Source organism: Pseudalkalibacillus sp. A8 (genome assembly GCF_045920555.1).
Classification (GTDB): Bacteria; Bacillota; Bacilli; order Bacillales; family Fictibacillaceae; genus Pseudalkalibacillus.
The window spans coordinates 3,025,101-3,040,882 of the sequence record NZ_CP174509.1 but is presented as its reverse complement, the minus strand read 5'-3'; the positions used below and the strand labels follow the sequence as shown (position 1 = coordinate 3,040,882).

General features: G+C 43.3%; 15 protein-coding genes and 1 pseudogene. 4 read left to right on the top strand and 12 right to left on the bottom strand.

The features are described from left to right. Positions 1–41: 41 nt before the first annotated feature. On the bottom strand, positions 42–2,753 hold the full coding sequence (gene acnA, locus ACJROX_RS15580; protein ID WP_408006132.1) for an aconitate hydratase AcnA: 2,712 nt from the start codon (positions 2,751–2,753) through the stop codon (positions 42–44). A 223-nt stretch (positions 2,754–2,976) separates the two neighbouring features. Between acnA and sspO the strand changes: the two genes are divergently transcribed. Further along, complete coding sequence (gene sspO, locus ACJROX_RS15575; protein ID WP_408006131.1) at positions 2,977–3,114, top strand: small acid-soluble spore protein O; 138 nt, start codon at positions 2,977–2,979, stop codon at positions 3,112–3,114. 330 nt (positions 3,115–3,444) lie between these two features. Here the strand turns inward: sspO and ACJROX_RS15570 are convergent, their stop codons facing one another. Continuing rightward, positions 3,445–3,702 carry a hypothetical protein gene (locus ACJROX_RS15570; protein WP_408006130.1) on the bottom strand — a complete coding sequence of 86 codons (258 nt, stop codon included), beginning with the start codon at positions 3,700–3,702 and terminating at the stop codon, positions 3,445–3,447. Between the two features lie 195 nt (positions 3,703–3,897). Between ACJROX_RS15570 and ACJROX_RS15565 the strand changes: the two genes are divergently transcribed. Beyond that, positions 3,898–4,038: a small acid-soluble spore protein P gene (locus tag ACJROX_RS15565; protein WP_408006129.1), complete on the top strand. Its 141-nt coding sequence runs from the start codon at positions 3,898–3,900 to the stop codon at positions 4,036–4,038. Between the two features lie 176 nt (positions 4,039–4,214). Here ACJROX_RS15565 and selA read toward each other — a convergent pair whose 3' ends face one another. Next, positions 4,215–5,609 carry an L-seryl-tRNA(Sec) selenium transferase gene (gene selA, locus ACJROX_RS15560; RefSeq protein WP_408006128.1) on the bottom strand — a complete coding sequence of 465 codons (1,395 nt, stop codon included), beginning with the start codon at positions 5,607–5,609 and terminating at the stop codon, positions 4,215–4,217. A gap of 81 nt (positions 5,610–5,690) precedes the next feature. Next, a pseudogene (locus ACJROX_RS15555) lies at positions 5,691–5,882 on the bottom strand (Rdx family protein); the annotation flags it as partial. A gap of 173 nt (positions 5,883–6,055) precedes the next feature. On the opposite strand from ACJROX_RS15555, the gene selD reads away from it, so the two are divergent. Beyond that, entirely contained in the window at positions 6,056–7,108 is a 1,053-nt protein-coding gene (selD, locus tag ACJROX_RS15550) for a selenide, water dikinase SelD (RefSeq protein WP_408006126.1), read from the top strand. 99 nt (positions 7,109–7,207) lie between these two features. Then, positions 7,208–7,714, top strand: coding sequence for a glycine/sarcosine/betaine reductase selenoprotein B family protein (locus tag ACJROX_RS15545; protein WP_408006124.1), 507 nt, complete (start codon positions 7,208–7,210; stop codon positions 7,712–7,714). Here the strand turns inward: ACJROX_RS15545 and ACJROX_RS15540 are convergent. The 8 genes from ACJROX_RS15540 to ACJROX_RS15505 form a co-directional block, all read right to left on the bottom strand. Next, positions 7,681–8,031 carry a hypothetical protein gene (locus ACJROX_RS15540; RefSeq protein WP_408006123.1) on the bottom strand — a complete coding sequence of 117 codons (351 nt, stop codon included), beginning with the start codon at positions 8,029–8,031 and terminating at the stop codon, positions 7,681–7,683. The two genes, ACJROX_RS15545 and ACJROX_RS15540, sit on opposite strands and share 34 nt — an antisense overlap. Positions 8,032–8,142: 111 nt before the next feature. Beyond that, positions 8,143–9,318 (bottom strand): styrene monooxygenase/indole monooxygenase family protein, encoded by a 1,176-nt coding sequence (locus ACJROX_RS15535; protein ID WP_408006122.1) that lies wholly within the window; start codon positions 9,316–9,318, stop codon positions 8,143–8,145. A gap of 344 nt (positions 9,319–9,662) precedes the next feature. After that, complete coding sequence (gene phnC, locus ACJROX_RS15530; protein WP_408006121.1) at positions 9,663–10,415, bottom strand: phosphonate ABC transporter ATP-binding protein; 753 nt, start codon at positions 10,413–10,415, stop codon at positions 9,663–9,665. Next, positions 10,415–11,173: a phosphonate ABC transporter, permease protein PhnE gene (phnE, locus tag ACJROX_RS15525; RefSeq protein ID WP_408006120.1), complete on the bottom strand. Its 759-nt coding sequence runs from the start codon at positions 11,171–11,173 to the stop codon at positions 10,415–10,417. The genes phnC and phnE overlap by 1 nt, the downstream gene beginning before the upstream one ends. A 5-nt stretch (positions 11,174–11,178) precedes the next feature. Continuing rightward, complete coding sequence (gene phnD / locus ACJROX_RS15520) at positions 11,179–12,069, bottom strand: phosphate/phosphite/phosphonate ABC transporter substrate-binding protein (RefSeq protein WP_408006119.1); 891 nt, start codon at positions 12,067–12,069, stop codon at positions 11,179–11,181. Beyond that, the gene (locus ACJROX_RS15515; protein ID WP_408006118.1) at positions 12,066–13,103 is read right to left on the bottom strand and encodes a glycosyltransferase family 4 protein; all 1,038 of its coding nucleotides are present in this window, start codon (positions 13,101–13,103) and stop codon (positions 12,066–12,068) included. The genes phnD and ACJROX_RS15515 overlap by 4 nt, the downstream gene beginning before the upstream one ends. Further along, complete coding sequence (selB, locus tag ACJROX_RS15510) at positions 13,069–15,009, bottom strand: selenocysteine-specific translation elongation factor (RefSeq protein ID WP_408006117.1); 1,941 nt, start codon at positions 15,007–15,009, stop codon at positions 13,069–13,071. The genes ACJROX_RS15515 and selB overlap by 35 nt, the downstream gene beginning before the upstream one ends. 110 nt (positions 15,010–15,119) lie before the next feature. Beyond that, positions 15,120–15,692, bottom strand: coding sequence for a recombinase family protein (locus ACJROX_RS15505; protein ID WP_408006116.1), 573 nt, complete (start codon positions 15,690–15,692; stop codon positions 15,120–15,122). Between the last annotated feature and the right edge of the window lie 90 nt (positions 15,693–15,782).

The window sequence follows — 15,782 nt, the reverse complement described above, 5'->3', positions numbered from 1 at the left end:
TATAAATAGCAGCCCCCTTTGGAGCTGCTATCTTAGCTGACTTATGCGTTTTGCAGTTTGTTACGAAGGACCATTTGAAGGATTCCGCCGTGACGGTAGTAGTCGATTTCAACTTCACTATCGAAACGAGCGATCACTTCGAATTTCTTATCATTTCCTTCTTCGTCTGTCGCTGTAACAGTTAGCGTTTGACGAGGTTTAACGTTCTCATCGATATCAACTGCGAATGTTTCTTTTCCAGTAAGTCCAAGTGTTTCTGCACTTTCTCCTTCCTTGAATTGAAGAGGAAGAACACCCATCAACACAAGGTTGCTTCTGTGGATTCGTTCAAAGCTTTCAGCGATGACTGTCTTGATGCCGAGAAGGTTCGTACCTTTGGCAGCCCAGTCACGTGAGCTTCCCATTCCGTAGTCTTTTCCTGCAAGCACTGCAAGTCCAGTACCATCTTGTTGATACTTCATGCAAGCATCATAGATATACATGACTTCTTCAGTAGGCCAGTAAGTCGTCCAGCCCCCTTCAGTACCCGGAGCGATCTGGTTACGGATTCGGATGTTCGCGAATGTACCACGCATCATCACTTCGTGGTTACCACGACGAGAACCGTAAGAGTTGAATTCAGAAGGTTTGACGCCGTTATCCATCAAGTATTTCCCAGCAGGGCTGTCTTTCGCGATCGCACCTGCAGGCGAGATGTGGTCAGTCGTGACAGAGTCGCCGAACTTACCAACAACGCGTAAACCATTTAGTGATTCAACTTTTCCAGGCTCTTCAGAAAGACCTTGGAAGAATGGCGGGTTCTGGATGTAAGTTGAATCGTCATCCCAGCTGTAAAGCTCTTCTTCAGTTGTATCAAGGTCATTCCATTCTTGGTTGTCATCAAATACACGCTCGTATTCCTTCTTGAAGAGTTCAGGCTTGACTGCGTCGTCCATTGCAGCTTTGATTTCTTCAGTCGTAGGCCATAGATCTTTGAAGTATACGTCGTTTCCGTCTTTGTCTTTACCGAATGAATCTTTTTCAAGGTCGAAGTCGACGGATCCAGCTAAAGCATAAGCTACTACTAGCGGTGGTGAAGCAAGGTAGTTCGCCTTCACAAGCGGATGGATACGACCTTCGAAGTTACGGTTACCAGATAGGACAGAAGCAACTGTCAAGTCAGCTTCCGCAATTCCTTCTTCGATTTCTTCAGCCAATGGACCGGAGTTACCGATACAAGTCGTACAACCATAACCGACAAGGTTGAAGCCAAGTTTATCCAGGTAAGGCATAAGTCCAGCGTCTTCGAGGTAGCCTGTAACGACTTTCGATCCTGGTGCTAAACTTGTTTTTACATACTCAGGTACTTCCAATCCTTTTTCAACCGCTTTTTTCGCGATTAATCCTGAACCAAGCATGACACTAGGGTTGGATGTGTTCGTACAACTTGTGATCGCAGCAATCGCGATGTCACCGGTACGCATATTTGATACTTTTCCGTTTGGATGCTTGATTTCAACGGACTTGTTGATTTCATCTTTATCCAAACCGAATCCGCTGTTTCCAGCTGGAGCGACCAACGCACGGTTGAAAGCATCCTTCATTTGCGTAAGCGGGATCAAATCTTGTGGACGTTTCGGTCCAGAAAGATTCGGTTCAAGCTCAGAAAGATTCACTTCAACGACATCTGTAAACTCAGGATCTTTTGTACCAGGAGTATAGAACATGCTGTTCGCTTTCGTGTATTTCTCAACGACCTCGATCTGCTCAGGAGAACGTCCTGTCAAACGAAGGTAGTTCAACGTTTCCTCATCGACTGGGAAGAATCCGCAAGTTGCTCCGTATTCAGGTGCCATGTTGGAAATCGTCGCACGGTCTGCCAATGTCATGTCTTGAAGACCTGGTCCGAAGAATTCCACGAATTTACCGACAACGTTCTTCTGACGAAGGACTTGCGTCACCTTAAGTGCTAAGTCAGTCGCTGTCGTTCCGTTCGGCATTTCACCTGTCAATTTGACACCGATTACTTCTGGAACCGGGAAGTAAGAAGGTTGGCCGAGCATTCCTGCCTCCGCTTCGATACCACCTACGCCCCAGCCGAGTACACCGATACCGTTGATCATCGTCGTATGGGAGTCTGTTCCAACAAGGGAATCAGGGAATGCGACTTGCTCACCATTCTCTTCATTTGTCGCAACAACTGAAGCTAAGTATTCAAGGTTCACCTGATGGACGATTCCTGTTGCTGGTGGTACTGCACGGTAGTTATCAAATGATGTCTGCGCCCAACGCAAGAACTTATAACGTTCAAGGTTACGTTCAAATTCACGTTTCATGTTGAATTTAAGTGCATCATCTGATCCGTACTTGTCGACTTGTACAGAGTGGTCGATGACAAGGTCAACTGGGATTTCCGGATTGATCTGGTCTGGTGATCCGCCCATGTCAGCCATTGCTTTCCGTAATGATGCAAGGTCGACAACTGCTGGGACCCCAGTAAAGTCTTGCAGGATGACACGTGAAGGTTTGAATGGTACATCAATGTCTTTGACGTCCTTCGTACCCCATTTTGTCAGGTTTTCAATGTGTTCTTTGTCAATGACTCTTCCATCGTATTGACGTAGTACAGATTCAAGCAGCACTTTAATTGAATATGGGAGCCTTGAAACATTACCGACTCCTGCATCTTCTAGTGCTTTCAAGTCATAGTAGTGATACGTTTTACCATTTGCTTCAAACGTTTTTCTAGCATGATAAACATCGTTTGTAGTCATGCGAAAACCCTCCTTCTCCTAACCATGATACCCCACGATAGGGTATACTGTCGAAAGATTACTTTAATTGTTACTATATGTTTTATCCTTCCTTCATTACTAGTTTAAAGGAACCTCTTTCATAAGTAAATTTCAATATAGTTATTAAAGTTAATAAGTATTTCTTATAAGGTGCATGAGTTTTGGTTACAGATACAAACTAAACACATGGAGGTGAAACATGATGGCGAAACCGAAAAAGAACAATAAAAAACAACAGGGGATTTCTGATCGACAAGCCGTTCAACAGCCAAGTAGCTTTGATCATGAATTTGCCAACGAGCCACTGACTGAAAACGAAAAGCAGAATAACAAAAAGTAAAAAAAGAATCAATGATTGTTTCACGCGATGTAAGGGCTTGCTTACAATGGCGAGCCCTTTATCACCTGCCTATGAAGCGTTCATAGAGCAACTCCATCCGTTTTTTCACGCTTGACTGTCCGTATGACCATTAGCGGGCATGAGGTGAGCATAAAAGTGGAGATTCAAAACAGTAGCGGACATCAGATCCCTTATCTGTGCCAAAACAGGCTGATTCCAACAGATTTTCAGCAAATAAGGTCTTTGTTGTCCGCTAAGTCTTCGAAAATGGAGTTTTGTTCACAAATTGAGTCTCTGGTGTCCGCGAAATTTAGGTATGAACGTTGTTATCTAATACAAGTCTTTTCTCAAATTATAAAGGTCTTCTTGATATTGTCGCAGCTGTGTTCGTTGGTGTTCACTCGCGACTTCCAAGGCATTATCGATCTGTTGTAGTGCTTCTGTTAATTCTTGCTCGAATTGATGTTCTTTCATTGCAAAATCAGGATCTGCTGAACTCTCAAGTGCAGTTCCATTCGCTTGGATCGCCTGTTCGTATCCTTGCTGTGCGGCTTGGAATGCTTGTTGCTTATCTTTATGATACGGCATGAGAATTCCTCCTTTTATAATGTCGGCCTGTCATTAATATGAGACACTGGACTAGGATTTATTCCACTGCCAATATGAATATCATCACCCCGCCACTTCCATACTAATAGAGAAAACCAGACAGAGCAAAGCCTTGTCGGAGGCTGAGTATTATTAAGAAAGTTTTCACCAACTGCCTGTAAAGGAGGGCTTTCAATGACTGAAAGGAATACTTCTAAAGACCAACGAAAAAATGCGCCTAAAGGTGAAAATCCTGGTCAACCAGAACCCTTGGATGGATCTAAAAAAGTAAAAAACCGCAACCATACGAGGCAAAACCACGGCGGAAAAATCTGAACAGAATGATCTCGGACTTGCACCAGGATCATTTTTAACGAAAAATGCAGCAGTATAAAAGGTTCCTGCGTGATTTAAGTAGAATACTCTGTCAAAACGTTCCACTACATGAAAAAACCGTATGATAGACATTCAGTTAGGTCTACATACGGTTTTTGTACCCTCATTTATACAATTTAAACGAAGATTTTCTCAAAAATCTTCACCATTTCTGATTGTTCCTCATTCGTGATTGTACGGAAGTCGACAATGAACTGTTCATCCTTGATCCTGCCAATGACAGGAAGTTCCGCTCCTCTTAGTTCCGCAAACAATGCCTTACTCGACATCGACTCGTGTTTCACAGAAACGACAAAGGTAGGCAGCTCCACTTCGGGCATTGTTCCCCCGCCTATTTTGGAAACACTTTCTTCAAGAGTAAATACTAAGCTTTCAATCGAGCTTGCTGCTTCCAAAAAACGCTGCGCCTGCTCTCTGATCTCTTCCAATGGCTGTAAAATATCCCGTACGGTCGGAATTTCCTCGATCCGCTCATATTTATAGGAAAGCAACGTTGCTTCCAAGGAAGCCAACGTAAATTTATCGACTCGTAAAACCCGGGCAAGCTGATGCTTTTTCAGCTTCTGGAGCAACGATTTTTTACCAGCAATGATTCCGCATTGAGGACCGCCAAGAAGTTTATCTCCGCTGAACGTAACGAGATCGACACCCGAGGTAAGGACTTCTTTCACGATCGGCTCCTCACCAATCCCCTCCTCACGGAAATCATATAAGGCACCGCTGCCCAAGTCTTCATAAGTCAAAACATCGTGATGCTTGGCGATGTCGACAAGGCTTTGTGTGGAAACGGATGAGGTAAATCCTACGACTTTAAAATTGCTGGTGTGGACTTTCATGAGCATCGCCGTATCTTCATCAATCGCGCCCTCGTAATCACGATCATGCGTCTTGTTGGTCGTACCCACTTCTTTTAGCGTAGCGCCGCTCTCCTCCATAATGGAAGAAACACGGAAAGAACCGCCGATTTCGACCAGTTCTCCTCTGGAAACGACAACACTTTTATCCTTCGCAAGAGCTCTTAACACGAGGAAGACAGCTGCAGCATTATTATTGACGACCATTGCAGCTTCCGAACCTGTGATGTCACATAACAATTCTTCGACCAAATTGTGTCGGGAACCTCTTGCCCCTTCTATGATGTTATATTCAAGATTCGAGTAATGACGTGCTACCTTGGTCATCTGCTCGATCGCTTTTTCACTTAACCTGGAACGACCCAAATTCGTATGAATTACGACACCTGTTGCATTGATCACCGGCCTGATTTTATGTACGTCTGAATGATTCGCCCTTTTGACAAGCCGCTCAAAAATGAAATCAATCATCTCGTGTTTCGTATCACAGCGTGTCCAATTTCCGGCCAAAATCTGTTTACGAATACCATCCAGTTCTTCCTGAACCACCATAGTCAAACCATTCAGTGAGAAAAGGCCATTCTTCACCAAATCATGAAAACGGTCGTCAGATTGGACAGCATGAACAGCTGGCAGTAGACGTAGTTGATCCTTCATATATGTTTTTCCTCCTTGTAAAAACCGTACCAGTGAGGCGAAAGAACACCTCCAGGGACGAGGCCCAAAGGAGGTGCATGATCATCCTTTCAAGTTTTCCATTTCATCAAACAACTTTTCATTTTCTGGAAATTCGCCGGTTTCAAGCTTTGAATAGATCTTCTGGTCATTGACCGTCACTTCAAATGCCCCTCCAGAACTAGGGATCAAATCCAGAGAAGTCACTTCTGAGCGAAAACGGTTGAACATTTCCTCCGCGAAACTCGCGGCTTTAGGTGCATAGTTTCACTGCATGCAGAATTCGACTGATACTTTATAACTCATGATACAAAGCCCCCTTATCATCGTTTGAAAGAGTTTACAATTCCATGATTTAATTTCATTCTAGTATATTATTTCTCAATTCGCAAAAAAGTTGTTTATACTATAGAAAGGAGGTGTTTGTAATGAATAAAGAAGAGAAATTACGCTTGACCACCCTATCATCCAAAGGTGGTTGAGGATGCAAAATCGGTCCTGAAGACCTGGCGCAAGTTTTGCGTCAATTACCTGAAAGAGAAAAAGACCCGAATCTCCTTGTAGGTTTAGATACATCGGATGATGCGGGTGTCTATAAATTGACAGATGACCTAGCCATCATCCAAACTGTCGATTTCTTCACACCGATCGTCGATGACCCTTATCACTTCGGTCAAATTGCGGCTGCCAATTCCTTGAGTGATGTTTATGCGATGGGTGGAAAACCGAAAACAGTACTGAACATACTTGGATTCCCGATCAAATCACTCGGTCCCGACGTCCTAGCGGAAATTTTAAAAGGTGCTTCTGACAAAGTGAACGAGTCTGGGGCTGTGATCGCCGGCGGTCATTCCATCGATGATAATGAGCCGAAATTCGGACTTTCCGTCACAGGTATCGCCCATCCGGATAAAATTTTTAAGAATGTTGGAGCGAAGCCTGGTGATGCACTGGTATTGACGAAACCGATCGGCGTCGGAATCCAAACGACTGCAATCAAGAACGAACGATTGACTGAAGAGCAGCTTGAGATAGTGACGACAACGATGGCGACTCTCAATAAAACGGCCGCTGAAGTGCTGGCAGATTTCAATCCGAACGCCGTCACGGATGTCACCGGCTTCGGTTTGCTGGGTCATGCTTCGGAAATGGCATGCGGCAGCAATGTATCCTTCCATATCGATTATGATGAAGTCCCCATCCTTGACGGAACGATGGAACTAGCTGAGCAAGGTGTTGTTCCAGGCGGGACGAAAGCAAATCACCGATGGATTGAAGAGAATGTCCAGTATACTGATTTGTCTGAACTTGAACAATGGATCCTTTGCGATGCAGTTACGTCCGGCGGCTTGTTGATCAGTCTTCCTGAAGGGGAAGCGAAGCAATACGTCGAACGAATGAAAGAAAAAGGTGTCGAGGCTGCATCGATCATCGGAAAAGTGACTGAAAAGCAAGATCGATTTTTATATGCAAGTAAATAAGGATGGAAAAAGCATGTGGTTTCCGCATGCTTTTTTATTTATATTCTGGATATATCTGTTAAACTGATTATATATCCGTACATATAGGAGGTCCAATGTATGAGTTGGCACCATAAATTGAAAGGAAAAATGGTCGTACTGCTTGCAAAAGCGATGCCTTCAGTATACAACCGGTTCACCTTGAAGCTGACGGAAAACAAAGAGGATAAAGTGGCAGCGTCATTAGACAAACCATTAAGTGAAGCTCGCGTGACGCTGATCACCAGTGCGGGAGTCCACTTGAAAAAGGATGAGCCCTTTGATGCCTTAAGCGATGGGGATTACAGTTATCGGGTCATTCCTGCTGATACTGAAGTCGAGGAGCTTGAGGTGACACACATCTATTATGATACGAAACAGGCTAAAGTAGATAAAACCATCGTCTTTCCCCTACCGCAGTTAAGGGACTTAGCTGCTCAAGGAAAGATCGGTTCCGTTTCGAATGTGAATATCGGATTGAATGGCGGGACTCTGAAACCAGAACGACATGAAAAAGAAACAGCTCCACTTGTCGTCGATCTGTTGAAGGATGATCAAGTTAATATCGCTTTGCTCGTCCCTGGCTGAGGTGCCTGCCATAATGTGCTCGGGCTGTATGCTCGAGCTTTAGAAGAGGCAGGGATTTCAACCGTCATGGTAAGTCTCATTCCAGGGATGGCAGAGAAACTTAATATCCCAAGAGCGTTCATGACTGGTTTCAAGTTAGGACGCCCATGCGGTGAACCGTTTGATTTTGAAACAAGGACGAAGGTTGTCAAACAGATACTGAATATGGCAACCGAACCTGCAGCGAAAATCAAATCATACGAAAAATAAGAGTGACCAGCTAGTTTATCAGGTTCAATTCCGAGATATAAAATCTGAATTACTAAGGCAAATCCCAACCTAAATCACCCTATGAATTATATACAATCTCACAATCGAATCCACAAGATTAAGAGTATTAACTGAACTACCTTTTCAAGATCTAGACATTCTCATATGTTGTTCTTAAGTCATATATTCGTCTTTTGGAAAAAGGCTTCATGTGCTGTGTCGGGCCGGGCAAACCACTCTGCAACTTGGTCAGCAATTGATGAATCTTCTGCTCCTTTCAACAATAATCCGATGATATGTTCAGGGATCGGCTGGGTCATCGCATTCGTCCATTCTGTCACTTCTTTCACAAACGGTTTAGTTCGTGCCCAATATTCCTCTCCCAGGCTATTGTCCCAGTCTACGAATTTGTAATCGATCAATGTTTCATATAATTGTTCTGCACAATAAGATGCGAGATTACAACCTTGACCCGTGATCGGGTCATTCAAAAATACACTATCACCACACCCGAGGACCAGTTTTTCATTGAATGTTATGTGTGGTCTCCTAATTTCCGGCTTTACCGCAACTTGAAGAAAGCCATTTTCATCAGCTAGAAAGAATCTCTCTTTATCGACACGTTTACTGACATTCGGGAAGTGAGTTTCCAGTACTTCTCGCATTTTCTCTGTAAACTCCACTGGATTTTTGACACCCTTAAAGACATCAAGCTTTTGATCAGGTATAGGCATAATGAATAGAATCGTTACCCCGCCAACTTCAGTGAGCGCAGGGATTTCAAACATTTCACCCATACCAGGAAGGATGGTCACATTGACTCCAAGCGGTTTGTTATCTTGTATTCCTTTAAAATACCCAACGATGCATTTTCGTTGTGGTTGTTGAAAAGGAGTTAATGATTCTTCGATTGGAAAAGAAAACAGTTGCCCCGTCCTCCCTGAGCAATCAACCACCAGATCAAATTCGTCTGTCAATTTTTCGAATTGATCCTTTTCCACCTTCGTATGGCAAAAAGATACTCCTTTGTTCTTCAAATCATCCATATAATGCGAAACATAAAGGCGTTGGTCAACAGATGAAGCAGACTCTTTCAACCTCCCAGCAAATAATTTTTGGGCACCAATCGTAATGTGGATGCTTTCGATCAGCCTCGTATGCCACTCAGGCATTTGAAAGCGTCTTTCACGTGCTCTTGCGGATCCAAAGTGCACTTGTGTCGATAGGACTCGCCCATTTCGAATTTCTTCTGGTGAAGTCGAATGAAAAATGCTTACATCAAAATCTTCTTTAAGTGCATAAGCCAGATGTAGACCTGCAGTTCCAGTACCAATTATACCTATACGCTTTTTCACAACCTATCCCGCTCCTTCGGTTTGGTTTGAACAGTCTGTTTGTGACAAGTGTATGTATTAAGCGGCAAACTGTAAATGCTCCGATTTGTTTATTTTTAAGGCAAGATATCTAACTTCCAGTACACATAGTCAGCTAATAAAAGTAAATCCATAGGTGTTTTTTCCCTATTCAGATCCGAATATTCATTTCGCTCTCCGCTATTTTCATGTCTTTTAATAGCTGCAATGCTTGTTGAAGATTACAAAACGGTTTGTAGATATCATTTACGTGGAATAACTTCCAAGTTTCTGAACAATAAAAGAGCTAACCTACAGCAATTATGCTCCAAGTTAGCCCTTCTTTCTCATTCATCATAAATCTTCACTAACCATTCTTCCGTTACATCCTCTGGCGATCCATCATAGATCAGCTTGCCATCCTTCAGGGCAAGCACCCTTGTTGCATACCGCTTCGCAAGGTTGACGTCATGGACATTGATGAGCGTAACCAGCTTATGCTTTTCATGAATCCGCAGGATGAGATTGAATATCCGATTCGCAGTTCCAGGATCGAGACTCGCTACGGGCTCATCTCCTAAGAACACTTTCGGCTTTTGAAGCAATGCACGGGCAATAGCCACTCGCTGCTTCTGTCCGCCACTTAAATGTTCAACACGTTTGTGCTGTTGATTTGTCAATTCAACACTACTGATCGCCCTTAGCGCTTGTTCCCTCTCTTCCTTTGAAAAATAGCCGATCAGGTTTTTCCAATCGCTCCTCTTTCCAAACGTTCCAGTCAGGACGTTTTGCAGGACTGAAAGACGAGGAATAAGGTTGAAGTGCTGAAAGATCATTCCCATATTGGTCCGGACATTCCGCAATCCCTGCTCATTATATTTAGTGATGTCTTCTCCCAAAAAATAGACACTGCCTTCTGTCGGCCGCTGCAATCCGTTCAAACACCGGATCATCGTCGACTTTCCGGCACCACTTTTCCCTAATACACAGATGAATTCACCGGGGTGCATCTCCAGGTTGAAATCAGTCAATGCATCTTCATTCGATCCATGATAACGGACACGGGCATGTTCGAGTTTAATGATCGGTCCACTATTCATCAAATCACCTTTTCCCTGATTTTACTTCCAGCGAAATCCACCATAATCACCATGATCATGATTAACAAGACATCAATCGCCACGGAAGGATAGGCGAATACTTTAAAATGGTTGAACAACTGCTGGCCGATACCACCACCGCCAATGAACCCTAAAATGAGTGATGTCCGGATCGCCACCTCGAACCGATAGAAGTAATGAGATAAAACATTCGGCCAAATTTGAGGAAGAATGGAAAAGATGTTCGCAATCCATCTTTTCGCCCCGACAGACTTCATCGCTTCCTGCGGCCCTACTTCCGCTGCTTCAATCAACTCTGAAATCAGTTTTCCGAGGACACCGATATTATGAAGAATGATAGCAAGTACTGCAGGGAAAGGTCCTAATCCTAATGCTGTGAGAAGAATCAAACCAAAAACGATTTCTGGCACCGATCTCAAGAAACTAAGGCTGATCCTGAAAAAACCATATAAAAAAGGAGAACGGCTCGTATTCCGAGCCGCTACGAATGCCAATGGCAATGCAAAAACGAGTCCAAGAAAACTTCCTAGAAACGCCATCGCCAAGGTATCCAAACTCTCCATGATCATCCTCGGTAAAATTTCCATGTTCATCGGAAACCAACCGGATAAAAAGTCGATCATATTCCGGAAGTCCCTGAACTTAGAAAGATTGAATTCAGTTGCGCGCATACTGAAGTAAATCAGTATGATGAGACCTATAAGAATATATAGGTGCTGCCGCTTAAACCAAGCCATTGAACCTACTCCTCTATAACTCCCTGCTTAATTGCAGCTTTACGGATACTTTCATAATCTTCATTGCTTGCTTCGGTAAATCCAGAAGCCCCGAACGCACTTAAAATCTCTTCATCCTTGATGCCGATGAAGAGATCTTGCAATTGCTTTTTCGTCTCTTCATCCATACCTTTTTTGACAGCCCACGGATATTGGAACAGCTTCTCAGATTCCCAGATCACTTTCATTTGTTCGCCATCGACAGTTCCTGCCTCGACAAGCTGGTTATAAATCGCACTGTCAACCGCTCCAGCCGTCACTTGCTTGTTCTGGACAGCTAAAGACGTAGCATCATGTGATCCCGTGAATCGTACAGTTTTGAATTCGTGATTGTCTTTGTCAGTATAGACTTTACGGCCTTGCAATTCGATGCTGGGAATCAATGAACCTGATGTCGAGTTCGGATCACCGAATGCAAAATCCACCTCTTTACTGTCCTTCAGCAAGTCTTCTAGAGACTCGTAAGGGCTGTCTTTATGGGTGATGATATAGGAATGATAAAACGGTTCGCCATCAACGAGTTGTGTAACGATCGCTTCAGCCCCGCTTTTTTCATGTGCAATGACATACGTCAATGGGCCGAAAAAGGCCATATCGATCTTATCATAGTTCATCGCTTCAACCACACCGTTGTAGTCCGGGTATGTATCGATTTTAACCTCACGATCTAATTCTTCAGATAGCTTCGTTTGGAGCTTGTCCATCGCACCTTGCATCTCACCTTCTGTTTGAGAAGGGATGACACCGATCGTCAATTCTTCCACTTTGTTACCTGATTCTTCATTATTCCCTTCCCCACCACAGGCTGTAAGTAATGCCAACATGAGAACCACTATAAATGGTACTATTTTTTTCATAGATGATCACCTCTTATTGATTGATAAATCCCTTGATAATGTTGAATTTCTTTTTTTAAGGAAAAGTCATTGGCGATCCTTTCCCTTCCTTTTTCGGCCATTTGAGCATAAAGCTCTTTACTATTCATCAATTTTAACAATTGTCGTTTGAATTGAGGCGGATCAGTAAACAGAAAACCGTTGCTTCCATCAGTGATCAAGCTCTCATTGCCCCCATTTCTTCTGGCGATTACCGGTTTCCCGTAATACATCGCCTCCATCAACGAAAGCGGCTGCCCTTCCGAAACCGACGTGTTGAGGACCATATCTGCCCATTTATACACCGACGTCATCGAAGCTAATGGCAAACTTCCGACATAGGTAAACCAGGAGTTTTTATCCTCATAGACTTTGACATGCTCAACTTCTTCTTTTTCAAGCGGCTCGCCCGCAATGACGAATCGCAGTTCAGGGTACTCTTTTGTCAACGATTCGATCTCATCCATTACATACAACACATCTTTCACTTTTCGGACTCCTGAAGGTAAAAGCATCTTAGGATACCCTTCATGAAGGTCGATATCATTAAAATCCCCATCCTCTGGGAGCCAGAAGCTTTGCGGTACGACCTCCACCCTGCCATCTAGTTGTGGATAAGCACCTGTTACCTTATCCTTTGCATCATCCGTAAAAACCGTGATAGCGGATGCGTTCAATAATAGATCCTTTGAAATCGGGTTTTCCATCTTTTCATTTACATCTGTTCCGCCTGAAGTGACAATATACGGTTTTGTCAGTTCAACATTCTTTTTCTGCATCCATTTCGCAAATCGATCGAAGTGCAGAATATGAAAAAGATCGCAACTATCCATTCTTGTTTGTATTTGTGGAGTCCACTCGTCCTCTTCATAAGCGTATACCTCTACCGAAAAGCCAGTTTGACGCAAACCTGTGACAATCCTTCGTGCAGTAGTAGAATTCCCCCGCTTGCTATGAAGATAAGGGCTCCAGAATCCAATTCTAGTTGTTCTGATTGTCTGAGAGGTATTTTTCAAGCTTATGATTCACCCACTTCCGTTGATCGTCCATACGTACCGTCATACCTAAAGCATCTGCTTTTTCCAGGAAAAGGATGCAGTATTTCCTGGATAGGTCCAGGATTGATTTCGCATCTTGTACGTTAAAGGACTCCTTATTTGTTTTATCCCTTAGCTTTACCAATGCACCGATAAATACATCACGATGGACGAAGGTGCCATCTTCAAGCGTGACAGCTTGGTCCGTCTCAATCAGATATCGTTCCAATTCTTCGTAATATTGTTGTGGGATGTTTTGCTGATTGAACATGTTCTCCAAACCTTCATGCTTGAATCCCCCTTCTTTTAATTTCTTGACGACATTTTGCAGACGCTTATCCCATTGTCTCGGAAAAGAAGGGGTATGTGATGACTTCTTGAGGAAATGACCGATTTTCTCGATTACTTCATTTTTGATAGATTCGTATACCGCATATTCGATCAGCACTCCAGAGAACAGAGGCTTCAATTCCTGGATGACCTCTGCTTTTCCTGGTCCAACCCTCATTGGGTAACTTTCATGATAGTCTGTAAGATAGTCTTCAATCCGTTTTCCTGCTCGATCTACTTCCGATTGCAAGGAAAGGAGATTTGTATCAACGCTGACTATAAATGCCTGTTCTTTCATTTCTTTAACCGTTTGGTCAGTGTCTTTTTCTGATTCACCGATTTCTTTACTTATGTCAGAAATCGTAGCAGCTTTCATTTCTTCAAGTGCCCTTGTAATCCGGTCTTCGATTCTCCCCTCCATCTTTTGCTGGAGCATATCGAGGGTTGAAGAACCAAATTTATATTTCTCCCCAAACGGATCGAGTACCCATCCCCCGCCGATTGTCTCAACAGGTGAAGGTCTCCGTATGATATATCGATCACCTCTCAATACGGAAATGCCTTCGTCCAGGCGAATTTGACAAAGGATGTTCTTCAACTCGCCTTCATGCAACTCATTCCGGTCAAAAAAGACAATCGTACCTATTACTTCAGTCGTTCCCGTATGAAGCTTTACCCTGGACCTTTGTTTCAAGTCATAGTCAAGCTTTCGATATACATCCAGAACAATATCGATTGTCTTTGAAGGGCTCAGCGAACCATTAGTCGTTAGCTGGTCTCCTCTTGCAATTTCCCTCGAGGAAACTCCACCTACGTTGATCGCAGCACGCTGTCCAGCTACTGCATGTTTGACAGTTTGCTTGTGCACCTGCAACTGTCGAACCCGGACACCTTCATTTCGAGGTAAAAGGATGACTTCATCCCCTTCATGGACGCTTCCTTCAAAAATTGTGCCTCGCACAATTGCTCCTTTTCCCTTCAATGTAAAAGCTTGATCGATCGGCATCCGGAACTGTGAAGTTGAACTACGCTGCTTGATTTGCGGTAATTGTTCAATAATACCTTTTTTAAGGTTCTCAAGCCCTTCTTCAGTCAAACTGTCAACAAAATAGAGCGGTGCTGTCGAAAAGGTTCCACCGGTAAAGTCACTCCTGATATCCTCCTCGACAAGACTTAGCATGTCAGAATCAACTTTACTGGTTTTCGTGACTGCAATGACAGCATTTTCGATACCGAGATAACTTAAGATCTCAGCATGTTCTTTTGTCTGCGGCATGACTCCTTCATCAGCAGCAATGACTAAAATCACGAAATCAATACCGGCAACACCAGCAATCATCTGCCGGATAAATCGCTCATGCCCTGGTACATCGATGATCGAAACGTGATATCCTTCCCCTAAATCAAACGGAGCATAGCCAAGCTCAATGGAAATATTCCGTTCTTTTTCTTCTTTTAAACGGTCGGTATCGATATTCGTCAACGCTTTTGTCAACGAAGTTTTACCGTGATCGATATGGCCTGCCATACCAATCGTAAAATATGTATCGGCCATGCATTTCACCTACTGACATAGATTCTTATTCTACTTTATCCACTGACAAGTTGAGAAGCAAGAATTTCCACTCAAAATAGAAAATGTTCCTATTTTAAATTTCAAACAAGTCATACACTCTTTTCAGCTACTTTCTTTTTCTCGATATATCTGTAGATGGTTGCCCTGCTTAATCCAGTCGCATCGACGATGTCACGCATCGTATGATCCCCAGCACGATACATATCATATGCTTTTTCTTTAAGCTCGATATCCGCTTCGGATCTTCCTAGCTTAACGCCTTTCTCCCTCGCATTATCAATTCCCGATCTTATCCTGTCACTATGTACCTCTCGCTCAAAATCTGCAAATATATCAATCCAGTTGAAGACAGCGTCACCATTCTCGGAAGAAGTATCAATGTTCTGTGTAAGGGAGATGAAATCGATTTGGCGCTCTTTCAATTCATCTGTAATCTGTTGAAGATCTTGAATGCTCCTTGCCAGCCGGTCCAACTTCAAAACAATTACAACATCGCCTTCCCTTGCATACTCAAGCATCGCCTTCAGGCCGGACCGATCATTGTTTTTGGTCGTATGATCATCCGTAAATATCTTATTGCATCCATACTCCTTTAAAACAACCACTTGTTTCTCAAGTGTATCCTTTCGTGCTGCTACTCTTGCGTACCCAAGTTTCGCCATTTGTTTGCTCCCTCCATCATTTTTTGTTACCTATATGATATAACAAAAAAGGGGTGTATCATAATTTTGTCTCAATTTACATAAATATTG

What these genes read in the sequence shown, in the direction of transcription:
- acnA (WP_408006132.1), bottom strand. Translation starts at nt 2,753, where the DNA reads ATGACTACAAACGATGTTTATCATGCTAGAAAAACGTTTGAAGCAAAT.
- sspO (WP_408006131.1), top strand. Translation starts at nt 2,977, where the DNA reads ATGGCGAAACCGAAAAAGAACAATAAAAAACAACAGGGGATTTCTGAT.
- ACJROX_RS15570 (WP_408006130.1), bottom strand. Translation starts at nt 3,702, where the DNA reads ATGCCGTATCATAAAGATAAGCAACAAGCATTCCAAGCCGCACAGCAA.
- ACJROX_RS15565 (WP_408006129.1), top strand. Translation starts at nt 3,898, where the DNA reads ATGACTGAAAGGAATACTTCTAAAGACCAACGAAAAAATGCGCCTAAA.
- selA (WP_408006128.1), bottom strand. Translation starts at nt 5,609, where the DNA reads ATGAAGGATCAACTACGTCTACTGCCAGCTGTTCATGCTGTCCAATCT.
- ACJROX_RS15545 (WP_408006124.1), top strand. Translation starts at nt 7,208, where the DNA reads ATGAGTTGGCACCATAAATTGAAAGGAAAAATGGTCGTACTGCTTGCA.
- phnC (WP_408006121.1), bottom strand. Translation starts at nt 10,415, where the DNA reads ATGAATAGTGGACCGATCATTAAACTCGAACATGCCCGTGTCCGTTAT.
- phnE (WP_408006120.1), bottom strand. Translation starts at nt 11,173, where the DNA reads ATGGCTTGGTTTAAGCGGCAGCACCTATATATTCTTATAGGTCTCATC.
- phnD (WP_408006119.1), bottom strand. Translation starts at nt 12,069, where the DNA reads ATGAAAAAAATAGTACCATTTATAGTGGTTCTCATGTTGGCATTACTT.
- selB (WP_408006117.1), bottom strand. Translation starts at nt 15,009, where the DNA reads ATGGCCGATACATATTTTACGATTGGTATGGCAGGCCATATCGATCAC.
- ACJROX_RS15505 (WP_408006116.1), bottom strand. Translation starts at nt 15,692, where the DNA reads ATGGCGAAACTTGGGTACGCAAGAGTAGCAGCACGAAAGGATACACTT.